Source organism: Bacillota bacterium (genome assembly GCA_040757205.1).
Taxonomy (GTDB): domain Bacteria; phylum Bacillota; class Desulfotomaculia; order Desulfotomaculales; family Desulforudaceae; genus Desulforudis.
Genome location: JBFLXL010000007.1, coordinates 86576 through 113387, shown reverse-complemented (window position 1 = coordinate 113387; position 26812 = coordinate 86576). Strand labels below are relative to the sequence as shown.

The 26812-nt window shown below is 66.2% G+C and carries 16 protein-coding genes and 1 CRISPR repeat array; of the genes, 15 read left to right on the top strand and 1 reads right to left on the bottom strand.

The features are described from left to right. Positions 1–118: 118 nt before the first annotated feature. Positions 119–3692: a CRISPR direct-repeat array (repeat unit 37 nt; unit sequence GTTTCAATGACCGACCCGACGAAAAGGGGACTGAAAG). A gap of 178 nt (positions 3693–3870) precedes the next feature. Both AB1402_07055 and AB1402_07050 read left to right on the top strand, forming a co-directional pair. Continuing rightward, positions 3871–5466, top strand: coding sequence for an IS1634 family transposase (locus AB1402_07055; GenBank protein ID MEW6541353.1), 1596 nt, complete (start codon positions 3871–3873; stop codon positions 5464–5466). 285 nt (positions 5467–5751) lie between these two features. Continuing rightward, complete coding sequence (locus tag AB1402_07050; protein ID MEW6541352.1) at positions 5752–7545, top strand: ATP-dependent DNA helicase RecQ; 1794 nt, start codon at positions 5752–5754, stop codon at positions 7543–7545. Here AB1402_07050 and AB1402_07045 read toward each other — a convergent pair whose 3' ends face one another. After that, positions 7546–7821: an amphi-Trp domain-containing protein gene (locus AB1402_07045; GenBank protein ID MEW6541351.1), complete on the bottom strand. Its 276-nt coding sequence runs from the start codon at positions 7819–7821 to the stop codon at positions 7546–7548. Between the two features lie 338 nt (positions 7822–8159). Between AB1402_07045 and AB1402_07040 the strand changes: the two genes are divergently transcribed. The 13 genes from AB1402_07040 (at position 8160) to AB1402_06980 (ending at position 26799) form a co-directional block, all read left to right on the top strand. Next, complete coding sequence (locus AB1402_07040) at positions 8160–9263, top strand: DUF3866 family protein (protein MEW6541350.1); 1104 nt, start codon at positions 8160–8162, stop codon at positions 9261–9263. A 137-nt stretch (positions 9264–9400) separates the two neighbouring features. Continuing rightward, positions 9401–10030 (top strand): stage II sporulation protein M, encoded by a 630-nt coding sequence (gene spoIIM / locus AB1402_07035; protein ID MEW6541349.1) that lies wholly within the window; start codon positions 9401–9403, stop codon positions 10028–10030. A gap of 18 nt (positions 10031–10048) precedes the next feature. Next, positions 10049–10276, top strand: a complete 228-nt coding sequence (locus AB1402_07030) for a hypothetical protein (protein ID MEW6541348.1) — start codon at positions 10049–10051, stop codon at positions 10274–10276. A 58-nt stretch (positions 10277–10334) separates the two neighbouring features. Next, positions 10335–11222 carry a site-specific tyrosine recombinase XerD gene (gene xerD, locus AB1402_07025; protein MEW6541347.1) on the top strand — a complete coding sequence of 296 codons (888 nt, stop codon included), beginning with the start codon at positions 10335–10337 and terminating at the stop codon, positions 11220–11222. 90 nt (positions 11223–11312) lie between these two features. Beyond that, a complete protein-coding gene (locus AB1402_07020) occupies positions 11313–12509 on the top strand; it encodes a phosphopentomutase (protein MEW6541346.1) in 1197 nt (398 codons plus the stop codon). Next, positions 12506–13828 (top strand): thymidine phosphorylase, encoded by a 1323-nt coding sequence (locus AB1402_07015; GenBank protein MEW6541345.1) that lies wholly within the window; start codon positions 12506–12508, stop codon positions 13826–13828. The genes AB1402_07020 and AB1402_07015 overlap by 4 nt, the downstream gene beginning before the upstream one ends. A 194-nt stretch (positions 13829–14022) precedes the next feature. Further along, positions 14023–15081 (top strand): 3-isopropylmalate dehydrogenase, encoded by a 1059-nt coding sequence (locus AB1402_07010; GenBank protein MEW6541344.1) that lies wholly within the window; start codon positions 14023–14025, stop codon positions 15079–15081. 103 nt (positions 15082–15184) lie between these two features. Further along, complete coding sequence (locus AB1402_07005; protein ID MEW6541343.1) at positions 15185–17536, top strand: AAA family ATPase; 2352 nt, start codon at positions 15185–15187, stop codon at positions 17534–17536. Between the two features lie 64 nt (positions 17537–17600). Continuing rightward, complete coding sequence (locus AB1402_07000; protein ID MEW6541342.1) at positions 17601–21440, top strand: PD-(D/E)XK nuclease family protein; 3840 nt, start codon at positions 17601–17603, stop codon at positions 21438–21440. Then, positions 21433–25512 carry a UvrD-helicase domain-containing protein gene (locus AB1402_06995; protein ID MEW6541341.1) on the top strand — a complete coding sequence of 1360 codons (4080 nt, stop codon included), beginning with the start codon at positions 21433–21435 and terminating at the stop codon, positions 25510–25512. The genes AB1402_07000 and AB1402_06995 overlap by 8 nt, the downstream gene beginning before the upstream one ends. A 66-nt stretch (positions 25513–25578) precedes the next feature. Continuing rightward, complete coding sequence (locus tag AB1402_06990; protein MEW6541340.1) at positions 25579–25731, top strand: DUF1540 domain-containing protein; 153 nt, start codon at positions 25579–25581, stop codon at positions 25729–25731. Between the two features lie 173 nt (positions 25732–25904). Next, entirely contained in the window at positions 25905–26351 is a 447-nt protein-coding gene (locus AB1402_06985) for a DUF188 domain-containing protein (GenBank protein ID MEW6541339.1), read from the top strand. 223 nt (positions 26352–26574) lie between these two features. Further along, complete coding sequence (locus AB1402_06980) at positions 26575–26799, top strand: hypothetical protein (GenBank protein MEW6541338.1); 225 nt, start codon at positions 26575–26577, stop codon at positions 26797–26799. The last annotated feature ends 13 nt before the right edge of the window (positions 26800–26812 follow it).

Here is a 26812-nt window from a genome sequence, read left to right as displayed (position 1 = left end):
CATCCAAAAGTGGCCGGTTAAAACCAGAATAGGTGGCCGGTTTGCTCCGGAATAGGTGGCCGGGAAAAATCGGAATGGGTGGCCGGATTACTCCGGAATAGGTGGCCGGATTACTCCGGAATACGCAACCGACCCGACGAAAAGGGGACTGAAAGTGCTCGTGAAAGCATCAACGAACCCACCGGCAATGCGTTTCAATGACCGACCCGACGAAAAGGGGACTGAAAGTCCCTGACATTTCGGTGCTAAAATTGGTGCAAACGCAGAGTTTCAATGACCGACCCGACGAAAAGGGGACTGAAAGAGGGTGTAGCCGTGACGATTTGCAATCCCCTCGAGCTGTTTCAATGACCGACCCGACGAAAAGGGGACTGAAAGACACAACATCCAGCCCACTCGTGTCCGTAAGCGGCGTTTCAATGACCGACCCGACGAAAAGGGGACTGAAAGGCCAACGCAGCCAAAACTCGGTCAACCGTTCCGTGTGTTTCAATGACCGACCCGACGAAAAGGGGACTGAAAGAAAATGCCGTGAGCAGTGACTTCAACAGAACCTCGCCAGTTTCAATGACCGACCCGACGAAAAGGGGACTGAAAGAGATTGGAGCCCGGCTTTCCATCACCGCCGAAAATGCGTTTCAATGACCGACCCGACGAAAAGGGGACTGAAAGGTTGGTCAGCTCAACAAATTACGACATCATCATTCCAGTTTCAATGACCGACCCGACGAAAAGGGGACTGAAAGGGCCGGAGCCGCCGGTCTGGCCGACACCGCCAACGGTGGTTTCAATGACCGACCCGACGAAAAGGGGACTGAAAGCTTGTCATAGCGGTGACCGGCCAACGCAGCCAAAACTCGTTTCAATGACCGACCCGACGAAAAGGGGACTGAAAGACAATCACCCCTTCTACCTCCTGACCAATTGTCTCAAGTTTCAATGACCGACCCGACGAAAAGGGGACTGAAAGAAAACCGGGACTCCTTTTCCAACTCGTTTCAAAATGTGTTTCAATGACCGACCCGACGAAAAGGGGACTGAAAGTGGAGGCGCGCCAAGTGGTCAGGCACGGCCATGTCAGTTTCAATGACCGACCCGACGAAAAGGGGACTGAAAGAGAGAGGGGCAGGGGGGGAGAGGGGGAGGCGGAGCCGTTTCAATGACCGACCCGACGAAAAGGGGACTGAAAGAAAGGCCGGAATGATGATGTCGTAATTTGTTGAGCTGTTTCAATGACCGACCCGACGAAAAGGGGACTGAAAGGCGAAACCAAGCGTCCGGGCATCGGTGCCCAGGCGGTGTTTCAATGACCGACCCGACGAAAAGGGGACTGAAAGAAACGAGGAGCCGGGGAGGGAAGGGAGACCAGGGGGTTTCAATGACCGACCCGACGAAAAGGGGACTGAAAGCGTCAGCACCACGTTGTCGGCGGTGGTCTTGGTGAACGTTTCAATGACCGACCCGACGAAAAGGGGACTGAAAGAAATCAACCACCCGAGCCCGGAAATGGCGGCGAGCGCAGTTTCAATGACCGACCCGACGAAAAGGGGACTGAAAGTTTCCGCATCCGCAATTCGCCCTTCCTGCATTGCCCGGTTTCAATGACCGACCCGACGAAAAGGGGACTGAAAGAATCGACCAATCTCTACCCGGTGATCCTGCTGGCCCGTTTCAATGACCGACCCGACGAAAAGGGGACTGAAAGCAACGGTTACTTCGGCGGCCGGGTCGAGGTCCTAAAACGTTTCAATGACCGACCCGACGAAAAGGGGACTGAAAGGCCGCAACAGCGAGTACGGCGAGTAAGGCGGTACCGGTTTCAATGACCGACCCGACGAAAAGGGGACTGAAAGGGTTTGGGTGCGCGGGCAACGCGATTTCGTGCTTGCGGTTTCAATGACCGACCCGACGAAAAGGGGACTGAAAGTAACACAAGCGGGGAGGAAGCCGAGAAGGGGCCGGGGGTTTCAATGACCGACCCGACGAAAAGGGGACTGAAAGTAGTGTGCACACTTCCCGCCGCTGGTGACAGAAAATTGTTTCAATGACCGACCCGACGAAAAGGGGACTGAAAGATGGTGTTCGTACCGGTGGGAATGCTTGGAATTGAGTTTCAATGACCGACCCGACGAAAAGGGGACTGAAAGGTCGAATTCCGGAATGGGGAATTGGTCGGAAATTTCGGTTTCAATGACCGACCCGACGAAAAGGGGACTGAAAGAATATCCCACCGTCCCTTCCCGTTTGGTGGAAAATGTTTCAATGACCGACCCGACGAAAAGGGGACTGAAAGTAGTGTGCACACTTCCCGCCGCTGGTGACAGAAAATTGTTTCAATGACCGACCCGACGAAAAGGGGACTGAAAGATGGTGTTCGTACCGGTGGGAATGCTTGGAATTGAGTTTCAATGACCGACCCGACGAAAAGGGGACTGAAAGCCATGTTCCGGATGGATTCAAAGTTCTTGTAGAGGTGTTTCAATGACCGACCCGACGAAAAGGGGACTGAAAGGCCTGACCGCCGGCCGCGGCGATAGCCGCCAGGCCCTCGTTTCAATGACCGACCCGACGAAAAGGGGACTGAAAGGGCCGCCCAGGATGAACCCACGGGCCGCCAGGCCGGTTTCAATGACCGACCCGACGAAAAGGGGACTGAAAGGGGACAGCAACGGTGTCAACGAGATAGTCGCTCGCCGGGTTTCAATGACCGACCCGACGAAAAGGGGACTGAAAGGCTTCGAGGCCGGTCGTTTCGGCCAGGCCGTGGTAAGTTTCAATGACCGACCCGACGAAAAGGGGACTGAAAGTAGATATTTATTGTCACCGTCGTCGGCCCGGCGGAAGTTTCAATGACCGACCCGACGAAAAGGGGACTGAAAGACCGTAAGCCAGGCTGACGACTGGTGCGAGAGCTGCACGGTTTCAATGACCGACCCGACGAAAAGGGGACTGAAAGTAACCGGCGACGAACCGCACCGTGACCGGATTAACGTTTCAATGACCGACCCGACGAAAAGGGGACTGAAAGGGCTAGCCGTTGAGGCACATAGTTCACTCCTGACGGCTGTTTCAATGACCGACCCGACGAAAAGGGGACTGAAAGCCGGTGTGGCTCTCACCAACCCCTGCCGCGCCCAAGGTTTCAATGACCGACCCGACGAAAAGGGGACTGAAAGCCGTGCAGAGCGCGGCGGGCATGCGCTTTGCGGCGGGGTTTCAATGACCGACCCGACGAAAAGGGGACTGAAAGTCGACAAGAAGCTCTGGCCCATTCCGATGACCGACAGTTTCAATGACCGACCCGACGAAAAGGGGACTGAAAGATTGCCTCTTTTGCTGCGCTTTCCAGAGCGCCTGGAGGTTTCAATGACCGACCCGACGAAAAGGGGACTGAAAGTAAATTCCAGGTAAATTCCAGGTTGAAAACGACTGGTGTTTCAATGACCGACCCGACGAAAAGGGGACTGAAAGGCCGAATATGCATCACATATCATCTTCTTCCAACCCGGTTTCAATGACCGACCCGACGAAAAGGGGACTGAAAGAGATAATAGCTGGTTGTACGCTTGGGGAGCTAATTCGTTTCAATGACCGACCCGACGAAAAGGGGACTGAAAGCTAGCGGAGTCTCGGTGCGTGTGACAGCGGAAACGTTGTTTCAATGACCGACCCGACGAAAAGGGGACTGAAAGTTCCAGGTGCCTTCAGTCAACCTTGTGTTTGACACCTGCACCTAAAAACCGGGTGCCACGGGACGGCCAAACCCTTGATATACCTGAGTAGGGTCTTTGAAAAATGCAAAATGGCGGTGCCACGTATTCCAGTATTTGTCTAGACAAGTGCCGTTTCCCGTGTTACAATAATGGTGTCATGTTTGCACGTACTAAGACCCTCAAGAATAAGGACGGCTCCGTCCGCCAATACCTGCAGATCGTCGAGAATCGTCGCGAGAACGGCAAGACCAAGCAAAAGGTCCTTTGTACCCTCGGCCGACTGGAAGATCTGCAGGACGGTACCCTGGACCGCCTCATCGACTCCCTGGCCAAATTCACCGAGAAAAGAGTGGTCCTAAACGGCGCCCAGGAGCTATTCGCCGCCTGGAGCAGGGAATACGGCCCGGTCATGGTGTTCCGCCGCCTGTGGGAAAAGACTGGCCTGGCCGCCATCCTGGATAACCTCGTCACCCAGACCAAGATCGAATTTAGTGTCTCCGAAGCGGTGTTCGCCATGGTCTTAAACCGCCTCATGGACCCGCAGTCCAAGATCCAGGTGTCCCAGTGGGCCCACGAGGTGGTTTGCGAGCCCCGGTTTGCCTCTCTAAAACCACACCATTACTATCGGGCGCTGGACTTCTTGGCCGAGCGCAAGGGCACCATCGAAGAACAGCTCTTTCTGATGGACACCGACCTTTTCAGCCGCAACCTGGACATCGTCTTTTTCGACACCACCTCCACCTATTTTGAAGGACGGGCGGAGGGGGAGTTGGCCCAGTACGGGTATTCCAAGGACCACCGGCCCGACCGCAAGCAGGTGCTTATCGGCCTTTTGATGACCCAGGACGGCACCCCAATCGCCCACGACGTCTTGCCGGGTAACACCAGTGACGTCAAGGCCTTTCTCCAGACGATCGAGAACTGCCGCCACCGCTTCAACATTCGCCGGGTGATCATGGTCGCCGACCGGGGCATGGTCTCCAAGAGCACCATCCGGGCCCTGGAGGAGGCCGGGTACGAGTACATCGTCGGCGCCCGGATGCGCCGGGCCAAGGAAGCCGCAGAGGTGCTGCGCCGGGGCGGCCGCTACCAAAAAGTCAGCGCCAACCTGGAGGTCAAGAGCGTGGTCGTGCTTGACGACGACATCCTGGACGAACGGCGCTACGTGGTCTGTTACAACCCGGAGGAGGCCGCGCGTGACGCCAAGGTCCGGGAGGAACTTTTGGCCAAGCTCAAGGAGAAACTGAAAGAAGACGCCAAGAGCCTGATCGGCAACTCCGGTTACCGCAAGTACCTGACCATCGACAAGGAGCACGTGACGCTAAACGAGGATCGCATCCGCGATGAAGCCCGTTACGATGGCAAGTACGTCCTGCGGACCAACACCGAGCTGCCGGCGGCCCAGGTCGCCCAGGCCTACAAGCAACTCTGGATGGTGGAGCAGGCCTTCCGGGAACTAAAAAGCCAACTGGACCTGCGGCCTATGTACCACTGGACCGACACACGCATCCGCGGGCACGTGGCGATCTGCTTTCTCGCCTTCTACCTGGAGTGCCGGCTCCGCCAGCTCCTGCAGGTCGCCCGGCCGGATCTCTCCTGCAGCAAGGTGCGGCGGGACCTTGAGAGCATCAAGGCCGTACGCCTGACGATCAACGGCAAGGACTTCATCGTCCGCACCCAGATCCAAGGAGATGCCTACTGGGGTTTCAAGGCCGTGGGCCTTCGGGTGCCATCTCAGGTAATGGAGCTATGATCACCCCCCAGGGGAAGTGTGGTGGTACGCCTCGTACTCATGCCCGCAAAGCCTTGATATGCGGGACTTTCTAAAATTGAAGTGTCAAACACGAGTCAACGAAAATTGAACCAGTGCGCTCACCGAAAATTGGACCACCTTGTCGTCAACTGCTCATTTTTTATTTCCAGTTATCTCCCCTTAGATGAGTTGCTCCCCTGGTCTGCGATGGCAAGAGGAATTGAAACTATTGAGCACCGTCCGAAAACAGCAGGACATTCCAGGTAATTGGTGTATCATGTCAGTATGGCCACGAATCCCCTTCTGCACGAAACCTTATCCCGGCGGTTCGGCTTCAATCAGTTCCGTCCCGGCCAGAAGGAGGTCATCGAAGCGAGCCTGGCCGGAGAGGATGTCCTGGCCGTCATGCCGACCGGCAGCGGGAAGTCCCTCTGCTACCAGCTCCCGTCCTTGCTGCTTCCCGGCCTCACTTTGGTGATTTCCCCCCTGATCGCCTTGATGAAAGACCAGTTGGACAACCTGCGTGCGAAGGACTTCGGCCAGGCCACCTTGCTTAACAGCCAGATCAACCCCAATGAGTACCGGCAGAGAATGCGCGGCCTTCTGAACGGTGCGTTCAAGCTGGTCTATATTGCCCCGGAGCGGCTCCGAAACAGAAGTTTTCTGGAGTTAACCAAGGAAATCCCGCTCGATCTCCTGGTGGTGGACGAGGCCCACTGTATTTCCCAGTGGGGTCACGACTTCCGGCCGGACTATCTCTGGATCCGGAATTTCTACGAACAATTGCCGCGCCGCCCCCGAATTTTGGCGCTTACCGCCACGGCCACGCCGGAGGTGCAACGGGATATCCGCGCGCAACTTGGGATTCCGGGGGCCATGGTGGTGGCGGCGGGGAGTGACCGGCCCAACCTGTATATTTCCGCGGAAAGGGTGGACGGTGAACGGGAGAAACAGGGGTCACTGCGGGAGTTTTTGCGGCGGCAGCCGGGCAGCGGCATTATCTACGCCGCCACCCGCAGGGAGAGCGAAGCGGTGGCGGCCTGGGTGCGCGACGCTTTGGAAATTTCGGCCGAATGTTACCACGCCGGTCTGTCCTCCGAGAGGCGCAGCGCCGTACAGGAGGCCTTCATCAAGGAAGAAGTCAGGGTGGTGGCCGCCACCAACGCCTTCGGCATGGGTATCGACAAGGCCAATATCCGCTTTGTCATCCACTACAGTCTGCCGGGATCACTGGAGGCCTACTACCAGGAGATCGGCCGGGCCGGACGCGACGGCCTGCCGGCCGAGTGCCGGCTGCTGTTCTCCTTGAAGGATAAAAGCCTGCAGGAATGGTTCATTGATCAAAGTACGGTCACCCGGGACGACCTGAATCTGTTCTGGCGGACCTGTGGCCGGTTTGTCGACGGGGGACGGTCCGTCGTACCAACAGCCGAGTTGGAGCGGGCGGGCTTGAGTGAGACGAAGCAACGGCTGGTGGTCGGTATGCTGGAACGGCTGCAGGCGATCAGGCTGGCTGACCGCGACGAGGACAGCCTCTATGTGGAGCCGGGGAAGCGCCCGCCTCCCGGGGCGGTGGAGGCCGCGCTGCAGGAGGTGGAAAACCGGTCGTCTCACCGCAAGGACAAGCTGGCGACCGTGGTGAACTGGGCCAATACCACCCGCTGCCGCAGGACGATGCTGCTGGCGTATTTCGGCGAAGAATCCGGGGGGAGCGCGCCGCGCTGCTGTGACAACTGCCTGGCGGCGGCCGCGGGTGAGCCGGAGCTTTCCCGGGAGCCACTGCTCGTATTGGCCTGTGTGCGCGCGCTGCCTCGGGGCGTCGGCAAAAAGAAACTGGCCGACATTCTGCGGGGGGCCAACCCTCCCGGCCTGTCGGCCTACGGGTATAACCACCTGATTTACTACCGGGCCCTGGGGAGCAGAAGCGGCCAAGCGGTCCTGGAGCTGATCGACCGTCTGCTGGCGGACGGCCACCTCACTATTGAAGGCCGGGAATACCCGGTGGTGGCCTTGACCGCCGCGGGCCGGGAGGCCCTGAGGAAAGGCAAGCCGGGCTCGCCGGGCCCGTTTTCACGATGACTAGTCGTCCTGATCAGGTTCCTCGTCCTCTGCGCCCGGCGCGGCCTGTGCCCGCCACTTGATCTCAATTTCCAGTTCGTGCTCGTCGTCCTCGACCTCGTACTCGATCTCGAGCATCGCTTCCCCCGGCGGGCGGACCTCCACCCGGCGCTCGTCCTGGGTCAGGACCAAGACCCCCTGCTCCAGGCCGTCGGCCGCCGCCCGCAAAAAAGCGGCGATCTCAGAAAGGGTTTTGTGTTCCTCGCTCTCGAACAGCACTTCTTCCGGTGATCCCATGCCAGATACCTCCTCATTACTTGATTACCAGAAATTATAACCCATTTGCCGGAACATTTCACCATGCAAACCCGCCATGCCCCACCCGCCCCCGCCCCACCCGCCACCGGTTGCGGGAAACAACCCCTTTCCACGGCTTCCACGGCCAAAGCCGAGGGAGTCGCTCACGACGATCGATTCCTCGCCGCCACCGGAGGCAAAAAGGGGCTAGGCCCCTAACACTTTTTTCGGAGGGGTTCCCTGAAAATCCCGGTCGGTTCCGTCCCCCCGCATACTTTGCGTTTCCGGCATCCAGGAATATACTGTATAAGACAAGCTTTCTCCGGGGGGATGCGCCGTTGATCAGAATGCGGCCGGGGCGGGTCGTGGGAGTGGTGGAAGAGCGCCCGGGGGTGTCCGAGGTGCTGGTGGAGGTCGAGGGCCGGGTGGAGCGAGCGGTCAACTACGACCATGTCACCGGTTCGGTGGCGGTGGGGGACCGCGTGGTCCTGAACACCGGGGCGGTGGCACTGGAACTCGGGACCGGGGGCGTGCACTTCGTGATGGTGAACCTGGCGCGGCTGGAGCACGACGGACCGAAGGCGGGCCACATCATGAAGCTCAGGTACACGCCGTACCAGGTGCCGGTGCTGGCGGTGGAGGAGGACGCGAGCCCGCACGCGGAGCGGCTGCGGGATTCCGCGGGGCTGGACGGGCTCCCGGTGGTGGCGGGCTCCCTGCACAGCATGCTCGGGCCGTTCGCGGCGGCGGTGGGGGAGCTGGCGCCGGAGCTCAAAGTGGTGTACCTGATGACCGACGGGGGGGCGCTGCCGCTGGCATTCAGCCGGCTGGCGGGCCGGCTCAAAGAGGCGGGGCTGGTGCACGCGACCGTGACCTGCGGGCACGCCTTCGGGGGCGACTTCGAGGCGGTCAACGTCTACAGCGGGATGCTGGCCGCGCGGGAGGCGGCGGGGGCGGACATCATCCTGGCGGCGATGGGGCCGGGGATCGTGGGGACGGCGCAGGCCTTCGGGTTTACGGGGATCGAGCAGGGGGAGCTTGTCAACGCGGCGGGAGTGCTGGGCGGGGTGCCGATCGCCATCCCGCGGATCAGTTTCGCCGACCCCCGGGAGCGCCACCGGGGGGTGAGCCACCACACCCTGACCGCCTTAGGGAAGGTGGCGCTGGCGCCGGCCCTGGTGGCCCTGCCGCGCCTGGATGACGCTCACGCCCTGGCCGCTCTGGAGGCGCAGCTGTCGGCGGCCGGGGTGAGCGCGCGCCACCAGGTGGTGATCGCCGACGGGAGCGCGGCGCTCTCCGGGCTTGAGCGCCACGGGCTGAACGTAACCACCATGGGGCGGGACCGGCACGCCACACCCGAGTTTTTCCTGGCTTGCGGCGCGGCGGCCCGGCTGGCGGTGGACGTCCGCTCACGCTGCCTTCAACGTCCACGCCGGTCATAAACGCCTTCTTTGGCCCAGCCCTTCGGGCAGCTGCACGTTCAGCCACTGTCTTCAACGTCCACGCCGGTCATAAACGCCTTCTCCGGCCCATAAACTGTCTAGCGGGACAGGTTTGGGCGGGGAAGGAGCAGGTGTATGTGGCCAGGGTCATGTGGCGGTTCCGGCTGGCGGCGCTCCAGGGCTACTGGGTGGTCTACCTGGTGGTGGGTTTTTGCTTTTTCGGCGGTCTTTTCGCCGGGGGCTGGGCGGCCAACGGGCTGGAGCGCGAAACGGCCGGGGAGCTGCAAGAGTACTTGGACCACCTCTTTCTAAACGCCTACCACGCCGACTTCAACGCCCGGGAGACTTTCCTCGAGGTCGCCTACAACAACCTCTTGTTCAGCGCCCTAATTTTCCTGGCCGGAATCACCGTGATCGGCATCCCGGTGATGCTGGCCCTCGTGGCCGTCCGCGGGTTCGCGCTCGGGTTTGCCATGTGGTTCGTGACCGGGGAGATGGGCGGCTCCGGGGTGCTCTTGGTGCTGGCGGCGATCGTGCCCCAAAACCTGCTTCTGGTGCCCGCGGTCTTTTTCGCGGCGGCGGCGGCGGTGTCGTTCGCGCTTTTGCTTGTCCGGCGCGGGTTTAATCCGGAGGTCGGGGTGTGGTCGAACTTTTTGCGGTACGCGGCGATGCAATTGGGCGCGGCGGGGGTGCTGGTGAGCGCGGCGTTCGTGGAGGCCTACGTCACGCCGCGGCTCGTGGGGCTTTTGATGTCCCTGCCGGGCTAGAGGGGAGGGAGTGCGCATTTGTTCATCGTGGTCATTTCCCGGGTCAAGCGAAAACTGCTGTTCGCCTTGCGGCTTTGCCTCTTGGTGCTCATCTTCATCCTGCTGGTGATCCAGATCTACGGGGTGTTTAAAACCGGGGCCGCGCCGCCCGCGGACCCGGTGACGGCGGCACCGGGCGGGGACGCGGGCTACCTGGACCAAATGATCGAGTGGCTCAAGGAATACTACCGGGAGAATCCCCGGTAGGATTTTTTTTGCTGGTGGCGAAAAAAATAGTAATGTGACATTATGGGTGGCAAAAAACGTGGACGAGCAGTTGGCGCTTTTCCTGAATCACCTGAACGTGGAGCGGGGCTTGTCCGAGAATACGCTGGCCGCTTACCGGGGGGACCTGCGACAGTTCGGCGCCTTCCTGGCCGCCCAGGGCGTGCGCGACCTGAGCGCGGTGCAAACGCGCCACATCACCGCCTATCTCCTGGAGCAAAAGCGCGAGGGGCGGCGCCCGGCCACGGTGGCCCGGCGGCTGTCGGCGGTGCGGGCATTCTTGAAGTTTTTGGCCGCCGAGGGAGTCTTGGCCGCCAATCCGGCGGAGTACACCGGTTCCCCGAAGCGGGCCCAGCGGCTGCCCCGCGTGCTGCGGGTGGACGAAGTGGACCGGCTCCTGACGGCCCCGGATACGGCCAATCCCTTGGGCTTGCGGGACCGGGCCCTGATGGAGGTCCTGTACGCGAGCGGGCTGCGGGTATCCGAGGCGGTGAACTTGAAGACCGGCGACCTCGACCTGCGCGGCGGCTTGGTGCGTTGCCTGGGGAAGGGCGGCCGGGAGCGCGTCGTGCCGGTGGGGGGCGAGGCGGTCCGCCTGGTGGACGAGTACCTGTCGCGCTCGCGCCCCGTGCTCCTGAAAGGGCGGCGGACCAGGTTTTTGTTCGTGAACCGGCGGGGCCGGCCCCTGACCCGCCAGACGGTGTGGAAGCTCATGAAGCGTTACGCGCGCGAGGCGGGGATCCAGAAAGAGATCACGCCGCATACCCTGCGGCATTCCTTCGCCACGCACCTTTTGGAGAACGGGGCCGACCTCCGGGCGGTCCAGGAGATGCTGGGCCACGCCGACATCGTCACCACGCAAGTATACACGCACCTGACTTCCCGGGGCCTGCGCGCCGTTTACGACCGCACCCATCCCCGGGCTTAAGAGGGGGAAGCGCTCATTTTAACCCCCGTGAAGCGGGATCTGCTGCCGGTCGGCAATCCGGCAGTGGCTGAACTAGAGGAGAGAGCGCCGTTGGTCCCTGTGAAGCGGGTCATCTTGATCGTACTGGACAGCGTCGGGGTGGGGGCGCTGCCGGACGCCGCCGCGTACGGCGACGCGGGCACGAACACCCTGGCGCACACCGCCCGGGCGGTGGGCGGGCTTTCGCTGCCGCACCTGGAGGCGCTGGGCCTGGGGAACATCGTCCCGGTGGCGGGCGTGCCGCCGGCCCCGCGCCCGCGGGCGGCCTACGGCAAAATGGCCACGCTCTCGGCCGGAAAGGACACCACCACCGGGCACTGGGAGCTCGCCGGGCTGGTGCTGGACCGGCCGTTCCCGGTGTACCCGGAGGGCTTTCCGGCGGACGTGATCGCGGCCTTCGAGGCGGCGATCGGGCGGCCGACCCTGGGGAACCGGCCGGCCTCGGGCACAGCGATCATTGCGGAGCTGGGCGCCGAGCACGTGCGCACCGGCGCGCCGATCGTGTACACCTCGGCGGACAGCGTGTTCCAGGTGGCCGCCCACGAGGAGGTCATCCCGCCGGAGGAGCTTTACCGCATCTGCCGGGTGGCGCGCGCGCTTCTGACCGGCAAGCACGCGGTCGGGCGGGTGATCGCCCGGCCGTTCGCGGGGGCGGAGGGCCATTTCGTGCGCACGGCGCGCCGCAAAGACTTTTCGCTGGCGCCGGGCGGGGAAACCGTCCTGGACGCCTTAAAGGCGCGGGGCCACGCGGTGGTGGGCGTGGGGAAGATCGGGAACATCTTCGCCGAGCGGGGGCTGACCGCGAGTTTTCCGACCAGGGACAACGAGCAGGGGGTGGACCGGACGCTCGTGGTGCTGCGGGAGTTTTCGTCGGGGCTGGTGTTCACGAACCTGATCGAGTTTGACATGCTCTACGGCCACCGGAACGACGCGCACGGTTACGCGGCGGCGCTGGCGGCGTTTGACCGGCGGGTGCCGGATTTGGTGGGGGCGCTTGCGCCGGGGGACCTTTTGGTGCTGACCGCCGACCACGGGTGCGACCCGACCACGCCCGGCACCGACCACACGCGCGAGTACGTGCCGCTTCTGGTGCTCTCGGCCTCCGGCCTGGCGGGCGGGGTGGACCTGGGAACGCGGGCCTCGCTGGCCGACGTGGCGGCGACGGTGGCGCAAGTGTTCGGTTTCGGGTGGCCGGTGGGGGAAAGTTTCTACGGGCGGCTCGTTTTGGAAGGAGGCGGGGAGCGTTGAGGATGGTGGACCTGATTCTGAAAAAGCGTGCGGGGGGCGAGCTTTCGGAAGACGAGACCGGGTTTTTGATCGGCGGGTTCGTGGACGGCACCGTCCCCGACTACCAGATGGCGGCCTTTTTGATGGCGGTGTACTTCAAGGGAATGAGCTTCCGGGAGATGGCCGCCCTGACAGGTGCCATCGTGGCGTCCGGGGAAACGGTCGACCTGACGGCGATTCCCGGCATCAAGGTGGACAAACACAGCACCGGCGGGGTGGGGGACAAGACCACCCTGGTCCTGGCGCCCCTGGTGGCGGCCTGCGGCGTGCCGGTGGCCAAGATGTCGGGGCGGGGCCTCGGGCACACCGGGGGCACGGTCGACAAGCTGGAGTCGATCCCGGGTTTTCGGACGGATCTCGGTCTGGCCGAGGTGGCGGAGCAGGTGCGGGAGATCGGGCTCGCGGTGGGCGCGCAGACCGGGGAGTGGGCGCCGGCCGACCGGATGTTGTACGCCCTGCGGGACGTGACGGGCACGGTGGACAGCATCCCGCTCATCGCCGGCAGCGTGATGTCCAAGAAGATCGCGGCGGGCGCGGACGCGGTGGTGCTGGACGTGAAGGCCGGCGCCGGGGCGTTTATGCAGCGGACGGAGGAGGCGCTCGAGCTGGCGCGGGCCATGGTCCGGATCGGCCGGCGGCACGGCCGGCGCACGGTGGCCCTGGTGACGGCGATGGACGAGCCGCTGGGGTGGGCGGTGGGGAACGCCCTGGAGGTGCGCGAGGCGCTGGCGGTGCTGGCGGGCTCTCGGCCCTCGCCCGCTGATTTGGTGGAGCTTTGCCTGGAGCTGGCGCGGCACATGGTATTCCTGGGCGGCCGGGCGGGGAGCCTGGGAGAAGCAGGGGCGCTGGTGCGGGCGGCGCTGGCGTCCGGGGCGGCGCAGGAGAAGATGCGGGCCTGGGTGCGCGCGCAAGGGGGCGACCCGGCGGTGGTGGACGACCCGGATCTTTTGCCGGCGGCGCATAAGCGGCAGGAGGTGCGGGCCGAGCGCGGCGGCTGGGTGGCGGGAATCGACGCCCGGGCGGTGGGGCGGGCGGCGCTCGCCTTGGGAGCCGGGCGCACGAAAAAGGACGAGCGCGTGGACCCGGCGGTCGGGGTAGTCTTGCACCGCAAGGTGGGGTCGCGGGTGGAGGCGGGCGAGGCGCTGGCTACCCTGCACGGCGCGGGGCGGGGCGGGGCCGAGGCTGAGGCGGCCGCCCTGGTCCGGGAGGCCTACGTCCTGGCGGCGGAGCGGACCGCCCCGGGGCCGCTGGTGCACGCCGTGGTCGGGGATGAAGAATAGCAGTAGGGTGCCAACCTGCTGAACAACGAGGTGTGGATCGACCGCGTGGTCAGCCGATGAAGAATAGCAATAGGGTGCCAACCTGCCTGAGGGAGCCTGGCGTTCGAGGGCGCACCCCATGGTGGGAGATGAAGAATAGCGAAGGATGCCAGGAATACGAGCGAGGGCAACTCGAGGAGGGGCGAACAAAAAAGATGCAAAAGACGTACAAGATCGCGGTGATTCCCGGGGACGGCACCGGCCCCGAGCAGGTGCGCGAGGGGTTGAAGGTGTTGGGGGCGGTGGCCGGCCAGGAGGGCTTCGCGCTCGACACCAAGGTGCTGGACTGGGGGGGCGAGTACTACCTGCGCACCGGCGAGGTGCTGCCCGCGGACGCGGTCGAGCAGCTCAAACGCTACGACGCCGTCTACCTGGGGGCGATCGGGCACCCCGAGGTGCGGCCCGGCATTCTGGAGAAGGGCATTCTGCTCCGCCTGCGGTTTGAACTTGACCAGTACGTCAACCTGCGGCCGGTGAAGCTCTACCCCGGGGTGGAGACGCCCATCGCCGGGAAAGGGCCGGCGGACATCGACTTCGTGGTGGTGCGGGAGAACACCGAGGGCTTATACGCCGGGAGCGGCGGCTTTTTGAAGCGGGGCACCCCGGACGAGGTGGCCGTCCAGACCTCGATCAACACCCGGAAAGGGGTGGAGCGCTGTGTCCGGTTCGCGTTCGAGTATTGCCGCAAGCGGGGCGGGCGGCGCAAGGTGACCTTATGCGGCAAGACCAACGTGCTGACGTTTGCGTTCGACCTGTGGGAGCGGGTGTTCCACGAGGTGGGCGCGGAGTACCCGGACATCGAGCGCGACTACGCCCACGTGGACGCGATCTGCATGTGGATGGTGAAAAACCCGGAATGGTTCGACGTGATCGTCACCGACAACATGTTCGGGGACATCATCACCGACCTGGGGGCGATGATCCAGGGCGGCATGGGGATCGCCGCCGGGGGGAACTTAAACCCCGAGGGAGTGTCGATGTTCGAGCCGATCGGTGGGTCGGCGCCCAAGTACAGCGGGCAGAACGTGATCAACCCGCTCGCCGCGGTGTGCGCGGGGGCGATGATGCTGGAGCAACTCGGTGAGGCCAGGGCGGCCGCACGCGTCGAGCGGGCGGTGCAGAAGGTGTGCGCCGAGCACCTGAAGAGCCTGGCGGCCGGCCGAATGGGCTACGGCACCGACGCGGTCGGCGACCTGGTCGTCAGCCACCTGTGAGCGCCCGGGTGCGGACGGTGGACGGTGGACGGGGTTGGAGGGGCAGGATTTGGTCGTAGCGCATAGAACATGGAATTCAAAATGCTTGTGACGTGATCTGACCATGCGCTTGCTATACCTTACGGACACCCACATCCGCGGTGACAACCCGCCTCACCGCCGCGACGACTTTCCGGCCACGGTCCGCGCAAAACTCCTGGAGGTCGCTGGGCTCGTGCGCGCCCTGGAGGTCGACGCGCTGTTGCACGGCGGGGACTTCTTCGACCAGCCGTCGCCGGAACTCGCGGTGGTCGGCGACTTCATCCGGATCTTCATCGGGATGGGCGTACCCATCTACGTGGTCCAGGGGAACCACGACATCTTCGCCTGCAACCCGGACACCCTCGAGCACACCATGCTCGGGCTCTTGGACTCGGTAGGGACGCTGCACGTGCTGCGCCGGGGGGAGAGGGTCCACCTGGAGTCGCGGGGGGTGCGCGTTCAACTGACGGGCACCCCTTTTCACTTCAACATGGACCGGGTGGACCAGCAGGGCGACTACTGCGTGACCAAATCAGACTGTGACTACGCCGTCCACCTGGTCCACGGGATGCTTCTGGACAAACCCTTCTTCCCGGGGACGCCGCACACCCTGGTGCGCACGATCGCCCCCCACACCGAGGCCGACTACACGCTGGGAAGCCACGCCCACTTCGGCTATCCGGACGTGGAATGGGAAGGCCGCTGGTTCATCAACCCGGGTTCGCTGGTCAGGCTCTCCGTCCAGCCGGGCGACGTCCGGCGCACGCCGCAGGTGCTGCTTTTGGACTTTTCCGGTCCCCGCCCGGTGCACACCAAGATCCCGCTGCAGACGGCCCGGCCCGGCCACGAAGTGCTGGACGCCGGGCTGGCCGCGGCGGCGGCGGGGCGTGAAGGGGCGGAGGCCGCCTTCGGGCGGCTTGAGCGCCCGGAAAGCTGCACTTACCTTGAGCCGGCCGAAGTGCTCCGGGACGTGGCGCGCGCCGGCGAATTCGCGCCCGGGGCGGCGGCGGAGGCCGCCCGGTGCTTGGCGCAGGCCGGGGCGGAGCGGCGGGAGCGGGGGGCGCACCTCACGCACCTGGTGCTGGAGAATTTTCAGTCGCACGTGTACACCGAGCTTGAACTCGCCCCGGGGCTGAACGTGGTCCTGGGCGAGACCGGCCAAGGCAAGAGCGCCATCGTCCGGGCGCTGCGCTGGCTGCTGTGCCGGGAGCCGGCCCAGGACGGGTACGTGCGGGCCGGTGCTCGGTTTTGCCGGGTGACCGCAGTCTGCAGCGACGGGCGGCGACTGGTCCGGGAACACCGGCTGGGGACATGCCCGGACCGGGGTACCCGCGCGGGGCACCCACGCGGAGTACCCACGCCAGTGGGTCGGGTCGGGTCGGGCGGCGACTCAATGGGACAACCGTACCACCCAAACCCACAAGACCGGGGTACCTGCGTTAGCGGGTCGGGTGGCGACGACGCGGCGCCGCTGGGCGGGCCGTTTGCCGACGGCGATGATCCGCCCTGGTGCGGCGCGCTGCTGACGCTGGACCAGGAATACACCATTTGCCTGAACGTGGCCCAGGAACGCGAGGGACCCTTCCTGCTGGGTCTGCCGGGCGGGCTGCGGGCTCGGGCGCTGGAACGGATGTCCGGGGCGGCGCTTTTCGAGGCGGCCAGGAGAAACGTTGCGACCGGCGGCGGGGGTGTGGATCAGGAAGCAGTAGCGGCGTTGCTGAACCTGGCGGCCGGGCGCGCCCGCGACGAGGCCCTGGCGCGGGCCGAGGAAGTGGTCGCCCGGGCGCTGAGTTTTGTGTTCGACGTCCCGATGGCGTTCAAAATTACGCTGCGGGACGAGCGGGAGCCGGCGGCGGCCGACTTTCTGGTGAGTTCCGGCTGGGCCAAAGACCCGACCCGACCCGACTCACCGGCGAGGGTGTCCCGCGAGGGTGCCCCGGACTCGACCCGACCCACTGGCGTGGGTGCCCCGCGCGGCTACCCCGACTGGCGTGGGGGCCCCACGTGGGCACCTCCGGGTACCCCGACTGACCCGCTTCAGGGGGCACCCCCGGGTACCCCGGGGGACGGTTGGGGCACCCACCGAAGTGGGTCGGCGGACCTTAATGTGCACGGTGGCGGGGTGGCAGACGTGGTGTCGCTCGCTTTGCGGGTGGCCTTTTTGGAGGTGGCCCGTCCAATGGTGCCCGGGCCGCTGGTCCTGGACGAGCCGGCGCAGCAGGTCAGTCACCGGTTTTTATCCCGGGTGGCCCGTCTGCTCAAAGGCTTTTCGGACTCGTTCGGCCGCCAACTGATCGTCACCACCCACAATCAGCCGCTCTCGGGCACCGCGGACGCCGTGTTCGTGCTGCGGATGGAGGCGGGAACGAGCACGGTGCACGACCGGGGCAGCTCGATCCGGGCGAGCAGTTGGCGGGCGCGGCCGCCGGAGTAGCGCAAGGGGGACAACGTACGAAGGTTGCGAGAAGAGCGGATACCGGGAGAGGGGGTGAGGGGTCTTGACGTTGCGGTTTATTCTGGGGCGGGCCGGTAGCGGCAAGACCCGCCTTTGCCTGGACGAGATCCGCGAGGAACTGCGGCGGGGCACCCAGGGGTACCCGCGCGGGGCACCCACGCGGGACACCCACATCAGTGGGCCGGGTCGGGTCAGTGGGTCCCCCGACGGGCCGCCGCTTGTGCTTCTGGTGCCCGAGCAGGCCACCTTCCAGACCGAGTACGCGCTCACCCTCACCCCGGGCCTGTCCGGGATGTTCCGGGCCCAGGTCTTGAGTTTCCGGCGCCTGGCCTGGCGGGTGTTCGCCGAGGTGGGCGGGGCGGCCCGCCCGCACATCGGTGACGTGGGCAAGCGCATGCTGCTCGCCCGCATCCTGGCGCGCCGCCGCGGCGAGCTGCGCCTCTTCGGCCGGGCCGCCGGGCGGTACGGCTTCTCCGGCACCCTGGCGGGCGCGCTCTCCGAACTCAAGACCTGCCTGGTCACCCCCGAGGCCCTGGAGCGGACCGGCTGCATGCTGCCCGGCACCGTCGAGACCTACTCCCTGCAGGCGAAGCTCGAGGACTTGCGCCTCCTCTACGCCGATTTCGAGCGCGAACTCGCCGGCAAGTATGTCGACCCGGACGACTACCTGACCCTGCTCGCCGCCCGGCTCGGGGAGAGCCCGACGCTGCGCGGCGCCGAGGTGTGGGTGGACGGGTTCGCCGGGTTTACGCCGCAGGAATACGCGGTACTGGCGGCACTCCTCAAAACGGCCGCCCGGGTGAACGTGGCGCTCTGCCTGGACCCCCGCTCCCGGCGGCGCGAGGACCGGGACCTCTTTCAGGTGACCCGGGGCACCCGGGCGCGCCTCGCCGAGCTGGCCCGCAAAAACGGGGTGAAGCTCGCCCAGCCGGTGGAACTGGCAGCCTCCCCCCCGGCTCGCTTCCGGGCGAACCCCGCCCTCGTCCACCTGGAGCGGGAGTTCTTTCGCCGCCCCACCCAGAAGTTTGCCGGTGCGCCGTTCGAGGGGACTGTGCCTGTCCCCCTTTCGAATCTGCGCCTGGTCGCGGCCGCGAGCCGCCGGGCCGAGGTCGAAGGAGCGGCCCGGGAGATCCTGCGCCTGTGCCGGGAGCGGGGCTGGCACTGGCGGGACTTCTCCCTGGTCGTCCGCAACCTGGCCGATTACCACGAACTCGTGGCCACGGTGTTCGCCGACTACGGCATCCCGTGCTTCATCGACCGAAAGCGCCCGGTGCGCCACCACCCGCTGGTGGAGCTCATCCGCTCGGCCCTGGAGACGGTGACCGGGAACTGGGCCTACGACCCGGTGTTCCGGTACCTGAAGACCGACCTGGTGCCGGTCTCCCGCGCCGACGTCGACCTTCTGGAGAACTACGTCCTGGCCCACGGCATCCGGGGGGGGGCGAAGTGGGCGGACGAAGCCGACTGGCACTACGAACGCCCGCACGCCCTCGGCGGGGACATCCCGACCCGACCCACTGGCGTGGGTGCCCCGAACCGGTACTTGCGGCGGAAGGTGAACCGGGTCCGGCGCCAGGCCGCGCGCCACCTGTTAGATTTCCAGCGCCGCGTGCTTTTCGCCGCCACCGCCCGCGACTTCACCGCCGCCCTGTACGACCTCCTGACCGCCCTGAGCGTCCCGCGGCGCATCGAGGCGTGGAGCCGCGAAGCCGAGGCCGAGGGGCGGCTGGAGGCCGCCCGCGAGCACCGGCAGCTCTGGGCCGGGGTGGTGGCGCTTTTCGACCAGGTGGTGGAGGCGCTCGGCGACGAGGCGCTGACCGCCGAGGAGTTCGGGCGGGTGCTCGACTCCGGGATGGACGGGCTGCAACTCGCCCTGATCCCGCCGGCGCTCGACCAGGTGCTGGTGGGCTCGCTGGAGCGCTCCCGCAACCCGGACGTCCGGGCGGCGTTCGTGCTCGGGGTGTCCGAGGGCGTCCTGCCCGGCCGCCACCGCGATACCGGCCTTTTCACCGACCGGGAGCGGGAGGCGCTGCTCGCCGCCGGCCTCGAGGTGGCGCCCGACGCCCGCCGCAAGGTCTACGAGGAGCAATACCTGGTGTACATCGCTTTGACCCGCGCGAGCGAGTACCTCTGGGTGAGCTACCCCCTGGCCGACGAGGAGGGGAGGGCCATGGCCCCGTCCAGTGTCATTCCCCGGCTCCGGGAGCTTTTCCCCGGGCTCGGGGAAGAAACGCTGGCCCTGGAACCCGATGGGAGCGCACCCGGGGCAGACCTTCCCTACGTCACGGCGCCCGGCCGCACCCTGGGCTTTCTGGTCACCCGCCTCCGGGACTGGAAAGCGGGCGTGCCGGTGGACCCGGTGTGGTGGTCGGTGTTCAATTGGTTCGCAGACAACGGCGACGGCCGCCGGGAGCGGTGTGCGCCCGCGCTCGCCGGCCTTTTCTTCGAGAACCGGGAACCGCCGCTGGACCCCGACTTGGCCCAGGCGCTCTACGGCGGGGCACCTGCTCAGGGTCCTCGTGCGGAGCGCCCAAGCGGGGCACCCACGCAGGACACCCACGCCAGTGGGTCCGGTCAGGTCGGGTCGGGTCAGGTCGAGTCGGGCGGCATCGGTTCGGGTGGAGTCGAGTTGGGTCAGGTCGGTTCGGATCAGGTTGGGTCGGGCGGCATCGGTTCGGGCGGGGTCGGGCTGGGTCAGGTCTGGTCGGGTGGGGTCGAATCGGGTCGGGTCGGGTCGGATCAACTGGTGGTGAGCGTGTCCCGGCTGGAGAAATTCCGGGGCTGCCCGTTCGCCCACTTTGCCCGCTACGCGCTCCGCCTCAAGGAACGAGAGGTCTGCCGGCTGGAGGCGCCGGACATCGGGCAGTTCTTCCACGAGGCCTTGCGCACGTTCGACGGCCGGCTGCGGGAAAGCGGCGTGGAGTGGCACGCGCTGGAGAGCGCGGAGTGTGAGCGGCTGGCGTCCGAAGTGGTGGAGGAGCTGGCGCCCCGTCTGCAGAGCGAGATCCTTCTAAGCACGTCCCGGCACCGGTTTTTGACCGGCAAGCTCAAGCGCGTGGTGCAGCGCACGGCCGGGGTGATGGCCGCCCACGCCCGCCGGAGCGCCTTCCGGCCGGTGGCGGTGGAAGTGCCGTTCGGGCCGGGCCAGGCGGTGCCGGGGCCGTCCTACCCGCTCCCCGACGGCGGCCGGGTAGAGTTGGCCGGGCGGGTCGACCGGGTGGACGTGGCGCACACGCAAGAGGCCGCCTACCTGCGGGTGATCGACTACAAGGCCGGGCCCCGGAGCCTGGCGCTCGACGACGTGTACCACGGCTTGAACCTGCAGCTCCTGGTGTACCTGGACGCCTGTCTCGGGGGGGCGCCGGTGCTGGTCGGCCGGGAGTGCCTGCCGGCGGGGGCGTTCTACTTCCGGGTGCAAAACCCGCTCCTGAGGGGCGGGAAGCCGCTGTCGGCGGCGGACGCCGCGGCGCAGCTCCTGAAGGCCTTCCGGATGCAGGGGCTGGTGCTGGGCGACCCGGCGCTCCTGCGCCTGATGGATGGCGCCGTCGCGGGCGAGTCGCTGATCGTGCCCGCCGGGTTGAACAAAGACGGCACGGCGAAGAAGAAGGCGGCGGTGGTGAGCGCGGCGCAGTTCGAACGGCTCTTGGAGCACGTACGCCGGATGATCGTGGAAACGGCGGCCCAGATCCAGGGCGGCGCGGTGGGCATCGCCCCGTACCGCAAGGGCGGGGTTGGTGCCTGCCGGTACTGCGCCTTCAAGCCGCTCTGCGCGTTCGACCCCTTGCTGGCGTCGAACCGCTACCGGCTGCTGCGCCGCTTGCCGCCCGCCGAGATGTGGCGCCTGCTGGGACCGGCCGGGGAGGGGGAAGCGGCGGATGAGTGAGCGGAACTGGACGAAGTCGCAAAGGGAGGCCATCGATTGCCGCCAGGTCAACCTCCTGGTGGCGGCGGGTGCCGGCTCGGGGAAGACGGCGGTGCTGGTGGAGCGGGTGATCCGGCGCATCTCGGATCCGGACGCGCCGGTGGACGTCGACCGGCTGCTGGTGGTCACCTTCACGAACGCCGCCGCCGCCCAGATGCGCAAGCGGGTGGCCGAGGCGTTGGAGCGGGAACTGGAGAGAAACCCGGGGACGGCGCTCCTGGAGCACCAGTTGCGGCTCTTGCCCCAAGCGGACATCACCACCGTCCACTCGTTCTGCGCCGAGCTGCTGCGCCGGTACTGCCACCTGATCGACCTCGACCCGGAGTTCCGGGTGGCCGACGAGACCGAGGCCGCGATCATGCGGCAGGAAACCTTGGATGAGTTCTTCGAGGCGCAGTACCAGGGGATCGCCGACGACCCCGACCTGGAGTTTCTGGTGGAGGCGTACGGGGGCGAGCGGGACGACCTGCATTTACAAAATTTGGTGCTGGGCCTGCACCGCTTCGCGCGTTCGAACCCCTGGCCCCGGGCCTGGCTCGAGCGGGCAGCCGCCTTCGGGACGGCGCCGGCCGGCCTGGACGGGGACGAGCCGCTGGCGCGGGGCCTGCGGGAGCTGGTGGCCTCCGCCCTCGAGGCGGCGGCGTTTGAATTAAAGACCGCCCTGGAGGCGGCCGAGGCGCCGGGCGGACCGGCGGCCTACGCTGACGTCCTGGCTGCGGAGATCGAAGGGGTGGAAGGCTTAACGGCCCTGGTGGGCGGGGACTGGGAGAGTTTGCGCGCCGCCTTTTTGGGGTTTGCGTTCACGCCCAGGCTGCCCGCGGCCCGCGGCCCCGTGGACGAAGTGTTGAAGGGGCTTTGCACCGGCGGCCGCAAGAAAGCCAAGGGGCGGGTCGACGGCCTCAAAGAGGCGTTCTTCGAACGCGAACCCGGGGAACTCCAGGAGGAGATGGCGGCGCTCGGTCCGGCGATGTGCCGGCTGGCCGAGCTCACGGCCGACTTCGGGGAGGCGTACCGCACCGCCAAGCTGGCGCGAAACCTCGTGGACTTCGCCGACCTGGAGCATTACGCTCAGCAGATCCTGCTCGACCCGGGCTCGACCCCGGAGGCACCCATGCCGTCGCCGGTGGCGGCGGGGCTCCGGGAGTACTACGCCGAGGTGCTGGTGGACGAGTACCAGGACATCAACGCCGTCCAGGAGCTGATTCTGCGCCTGGTGTCACGGCAGGACGACGCGGCGCCGAACCTCTTTATGGTCGGGGACGTGAAGCAGAGCATCTACCGGTTTCGGCTGGCCGAACCGGCGCTCTTTCTGGAGAAGTACCGGACGTTCGACGCGGCGCCGGACCGGGGCACCCACGCGGGGCACCCACGCCAGTCGGTCGGGTCGGGCAACCGGCGGATCGACTTAAGCGCCAACTTCCGGAGCCGCGCGTCGATCCTGCACGCCGTGAACGCGGTGTTCCGGCGGATCATGACCCCGGCGGTCGGGGAGTTGGCCTACGATGCGGCGGCCGAGCTGGTCCCGGGCGACCGGGACACCCTCGTCAATCGGGACACCCACGTTAGTGGGTCGGCCGAGATCGAGTCGGGGCACCCAGGTGAGTCGGGGCACCCAGGTGAGTCGGGGCACCCACGTGGGTGGGTCGGCCCGCCGGTGGAGGTGCACCTGGTCGGGGCACCCGCGTCAGTCGGGGTACCCACTTCAGTGGGTTGGGAGGCCGCCGGCGCGGCGGGGGCGGAGAACGAGGCGGAGGCGGAGAACGTTGCCGGGGGTTACGAAGGCGGCGCCGGGGGTTACGAAGGCGGCGCCCCGGAGGAGCACCCGGACGACGAGGACCTGAGCACCGTGCAGCGCGAAGCGCGGCTGACGGCCGGGATCATCCGGCGCCTAGCGGCGGGTGGCGGCGGGGATGAGCACGGGGTGCCCTACCGGGAGATCGTGGTGCTGATGCGCGCCGTGACCGGCAAAGCCGACATCTATCTCGAGGAGTTCCGGCGCTTGAACATCCCGGCCTACGCGAAGGTCGGCACGGGCTACTTCGAGGCCGTGGAAGTGGAGACCGTGCTCTCCCTCTTGAAAGTGATCGACAACCCGCACCAGGACATCCCGCTGGCCGCAGTGCTGCGCTCGCCCCTGGTGGGGCTCGGGGCGGCGGAGTTGGCCCGCATCCGGCTCGCAGACCAACAGGGCGATTTCCTGCAGGCGGTGAGGGCGGCGGCCGTCGCGCCGGGCCCCCTGGGCGAGGTCCTGACCGCCTTTCTGGCACGCCTGGAGAAATGGCGCTCCCAGGCGCGGCGCGGGTCGCCGGCCGACCTGATCTGGGACGTGTACCGCACCACGGGCTACTACGACTACGCCGGGGGGCTGCCGGGCGGGGCCGGGCGGCAGGCCAACCTGCGGGCGCTGTACGACCGGGCCCGCCAGTACGAAGCGACCTCCTTCCGGGGGCTGTTCCGCTTCCTGCGCTTCATCGAACTGCTCCGGGAAGGGGACCGGGACCTGGGGCCGGCCCCGGCCCTGGCCGAGAGCGAGAACGTGGTCCGGATTATGAGCATCCACCAGGCTAAGGGACTGGAGTTTCCGGTGGTGATCCTGGCCGGGCTGGGCCGGCGGTTCTACATGCCCGACTTGAACGGGGAGATGCTGCTGCACAAGGACCTCGGGCCGGGGCCGTACTTCGTTGACCCGGCGGCCCGGGTCAGTCATCCGACCGCGGCGTGGCGCGTGGTGCGCGAGCGTCTGCGCCGGGAACAACTGGCCGAGGAGATGCGCATCCTGTACGTGGCGATGACCAGGGCCCGGGAGCGGCTGATCCTGACCGGCTCGGCGGCCCGGCTGGAGCAGGCGGTGCGCCGCTGGAGCCACGCGGCCGGGGGCGGCGGGGCGGCCCTGCCCGCGCCGGTGCTGGCCGAGGCCGCCAGTTGGCTGGACTGGGTGATGCCGGTCCTGACGGTGCATCCGGACGGTGAACCGCTGCGCCGCCTGGCGTCCGGGTGCCGGCCGGCGGTGGAGGTGCCGGGGGACCAGTCCCGGTGGGAGGTGCACCTGCACGGGCCGGAGAGCCTGGAAGAGGCGGCGGCGGGGGCGGACCCCGGGGAACCCGGGGGTACCCGGGGGTACGCGCTCGGGGCAGCCACGCCAGGCACCCACGCCAGCGGGTCGGGCCGGGCCGGGTCAGATCAAGTCGGGTCGGGCCGGGCCGGGTCAGCCGGGGTACCCGCGCGGAGCACCCACGTCAGTGGGTCGGGTCGGGCGGCGGTGCTGGAAAGCGTGCGCCGGATCGAGCCGGTGGCGGTGCCCGCCGTGGACGGCGGCCTGGACGAGGCGGTGCGGGCGGCGCTTTCCTGGAGCTACCCCGCGCCGGCCCTGGCGCTGTGCAGCGCCAAGGTGGCGGCCACCGAGGTCAAGCGCCGGTTCGCGGCAGCCGAGGCCGGGGAGGAGGCCGTGCCGGCCGCCTTCCCGCACCGCGCGCCGCCCGCCCGCCCCGCATTTCTGGAGGCGGCGCGGGGGCTCTCGCCGGCGGCGTTCGGGCGGGCGATGCACCTGGTGCTGCAGCACCTGGACCTGGGCGGGGACTTGAGCGCGGACGGCATCCGCGCGCAGGTGGTTCGGCTGGCGGCGCGGGAGCTGCTGACGGAGGCCGAGGCCCGGGCGGTCGACGCCGGAAAGCTCGCCGGGCTTTTCGCGGGCGGGCTGGGGCGGCGGTTCTCCGGGGCGCTGTGGGTGCGCCGGGAGTGGCCGTTCTGCCTGGCCGTGCCGGCGGAAGAGGTCTATCCGGAGCTGGAGGGCTGGCCGGAGGAGCGGGTGATGGTCCAGGGGATCATCGACTGCCTGTTCGCCGAACCGGACGGCCTGGTGCTGGTGGACTACAAGACCGGCCGGGTGGAGCCGGGCGGCGAGGCCGCGCTCGTGGAACGCTACCGCGGGCAGATGGCGCTGTACGCCCGGGCCGTGGAGGCGATTCTGGGGCAGCGGGTCAAGGAACGCCACCTTTTTTTGTTAATGACCGGCTCCACCCTGATTATCCAATAATATGCATAATCGGTCCACCCCTGAAGAACACTAAACCGGAGTTCAAGTAAAGGGGGTGACATTCCAGTGCCTAACGAAATCAAATGCACGGTCACCGAGTGCGAATACAACCAGAACGTGAAGTGCGACGCCCCGATGATCCAGGTGGACCGGAACCACGCAAGCAACGCGAAGTCCTCGGACGAGACCAAATGTGAAACCTTCAAGCGGAAAAGGTAACGCGGAAAGACCGGCCTCCCCAAAGGCCGGTCTTTCTGACAACATGGGGGCGGACACCCCCAGAACCCGACAAGAACACCCCTTGTTCCCGGGAGGAGATTGCGGCGTCGGCGCCGTATCAAGAACGGAGCGGGGTGTTCATTTTAGTGGATTCCGGGGGGAGCCTGAGGCCTATGAAACTGATTATTGACGCGGACGCCTGTCCGCGCGGGGCGCTGGAGGTGTGCCGGCGGCTGGGCCGTGTTTTCGGCGTGCCGGTCTGGACCGTGGCCGGTTTCAACCACCGGATCGAATCGGACCGGCACATCGTGGTGGGGGACGCGCCTGAGGAGGCCGACATTGCAGTGGTGAACGCGACGCGGGCGGGCGACGTGGTGGTGACCCAGGACTGGGGCCTCGCGGCGTTGGTTTTGGGCCGCAAGGCGGAGGCCGTGTCTCCGGACGGGCGGGTGTACCGCCCCGAGGCGATGGCCTTTCTGCTGGAGGAGCGGGCGCTGAAATCCCGCTTCCGGCGGGGGGGCGGGCGCACCAGGGGGCCGCGCCGGCGCACGCCCGCCGACGACCGGCGCCTGGAAGCCGCCCTGACCAGAATGCTGCGTGCCGGAAAGGCCCGGATGTAGCGGGCTAAGGTCTTTCAGCCAACAAGTGGCAGCGTTTTTGTGGAACTCCAGAGGCGCTAAGGTTGTCTGTTAAGTTAAACCCCGTCGTGGACGAGTCCGGCCGGCAACAATAAAACAGACACCCATGCCGCTCTAGCGGCACCAGCAGAAGGATGAAAATACCCTCACCCTGACCCTCTCCCAGAAGGAGAGGGGATTTTCAGGGTAGTGGCCGAGGTAGACAATGCCTAGCAGCGCTGAGGAATTCAAAGTACTGATATACAACTCCAGGAACCTCATGGAGACACTGCGCCTGGAAGAGCAGGAGATCAGCCCCATGCAAAGGGTCAGGCTCATGTTCCAGTTGCGCCTGGCCTACAATCTCACGCTCAAACAGTGCCCCGACAAGCGGCTGGCCCGGGAACTGAAGGGAATCATTCAAGCGTGCGAGGAACTGCTCAGTTCCTAAAAAGAAGATGCTT

What these genes read in the sequence shown, in the direction of transcription:
- AB1402_07010 (MEW6541344.1), top strand. Translation starts at nt 14,023, where the DNA reads ATGCAAAAGACGTACAAGATCGCGGTGATTCCCGGGGACGGCACCGGC.
- AB1402_07005 (MEW6541343.1), top strand. Translation starts at nt 15,185, where the DNA reads ATGCGCTTGCTATACCTTACGGACACCCACATCCGCGGTGACAACCCG.
- AB1402_06985 (MEW6541339.1), top strand. Translation starts at nt 25,905, where the DNA reads ATGAAACTGATTATTGACGCGGACGCCTGTCCGCGCGGGGCGCTGGAG.
- AB1402_07050 (MEW6541352.1), top strand. Translation starts at nt 5,752, where the DNA reads ATGGCCACGAATCCCCTTCTGCACGAAACCTTATCCCGGCGGTTCGGC.
- AB1402_07055 (MEW6541353.1), top strand. Translation starts at nt 3,871, where the DNA reads ATGTTTGCACGTACTAAGACCCTCAAGAATAAGGACGGCTCCGTCCGC.
- AB1402_06995 (MEW6541341.1), top strand. Translation starts at nt 21,433, where the DNA reads ATGAGTGAGCGGAACTGGACGAAGTCGCAAAGGGAGGCCATCGATTGC.
- AB1402_07045 (MEW6541351.1), bottom strand. Translation starts at nt 7,821, where the DNA reads ATGGGATCACCGGAAGAAGTGCTGTTCGAGAGCGAGGAACACAAAACC.
- AB1402_06980 (MEW6541338.1), top strand. Translation starts at nt 26,575, where the DNA reads ATGCCTAGCAGCGCTGAGGAATTCAAAGTACTGATATACAACTCCAGG.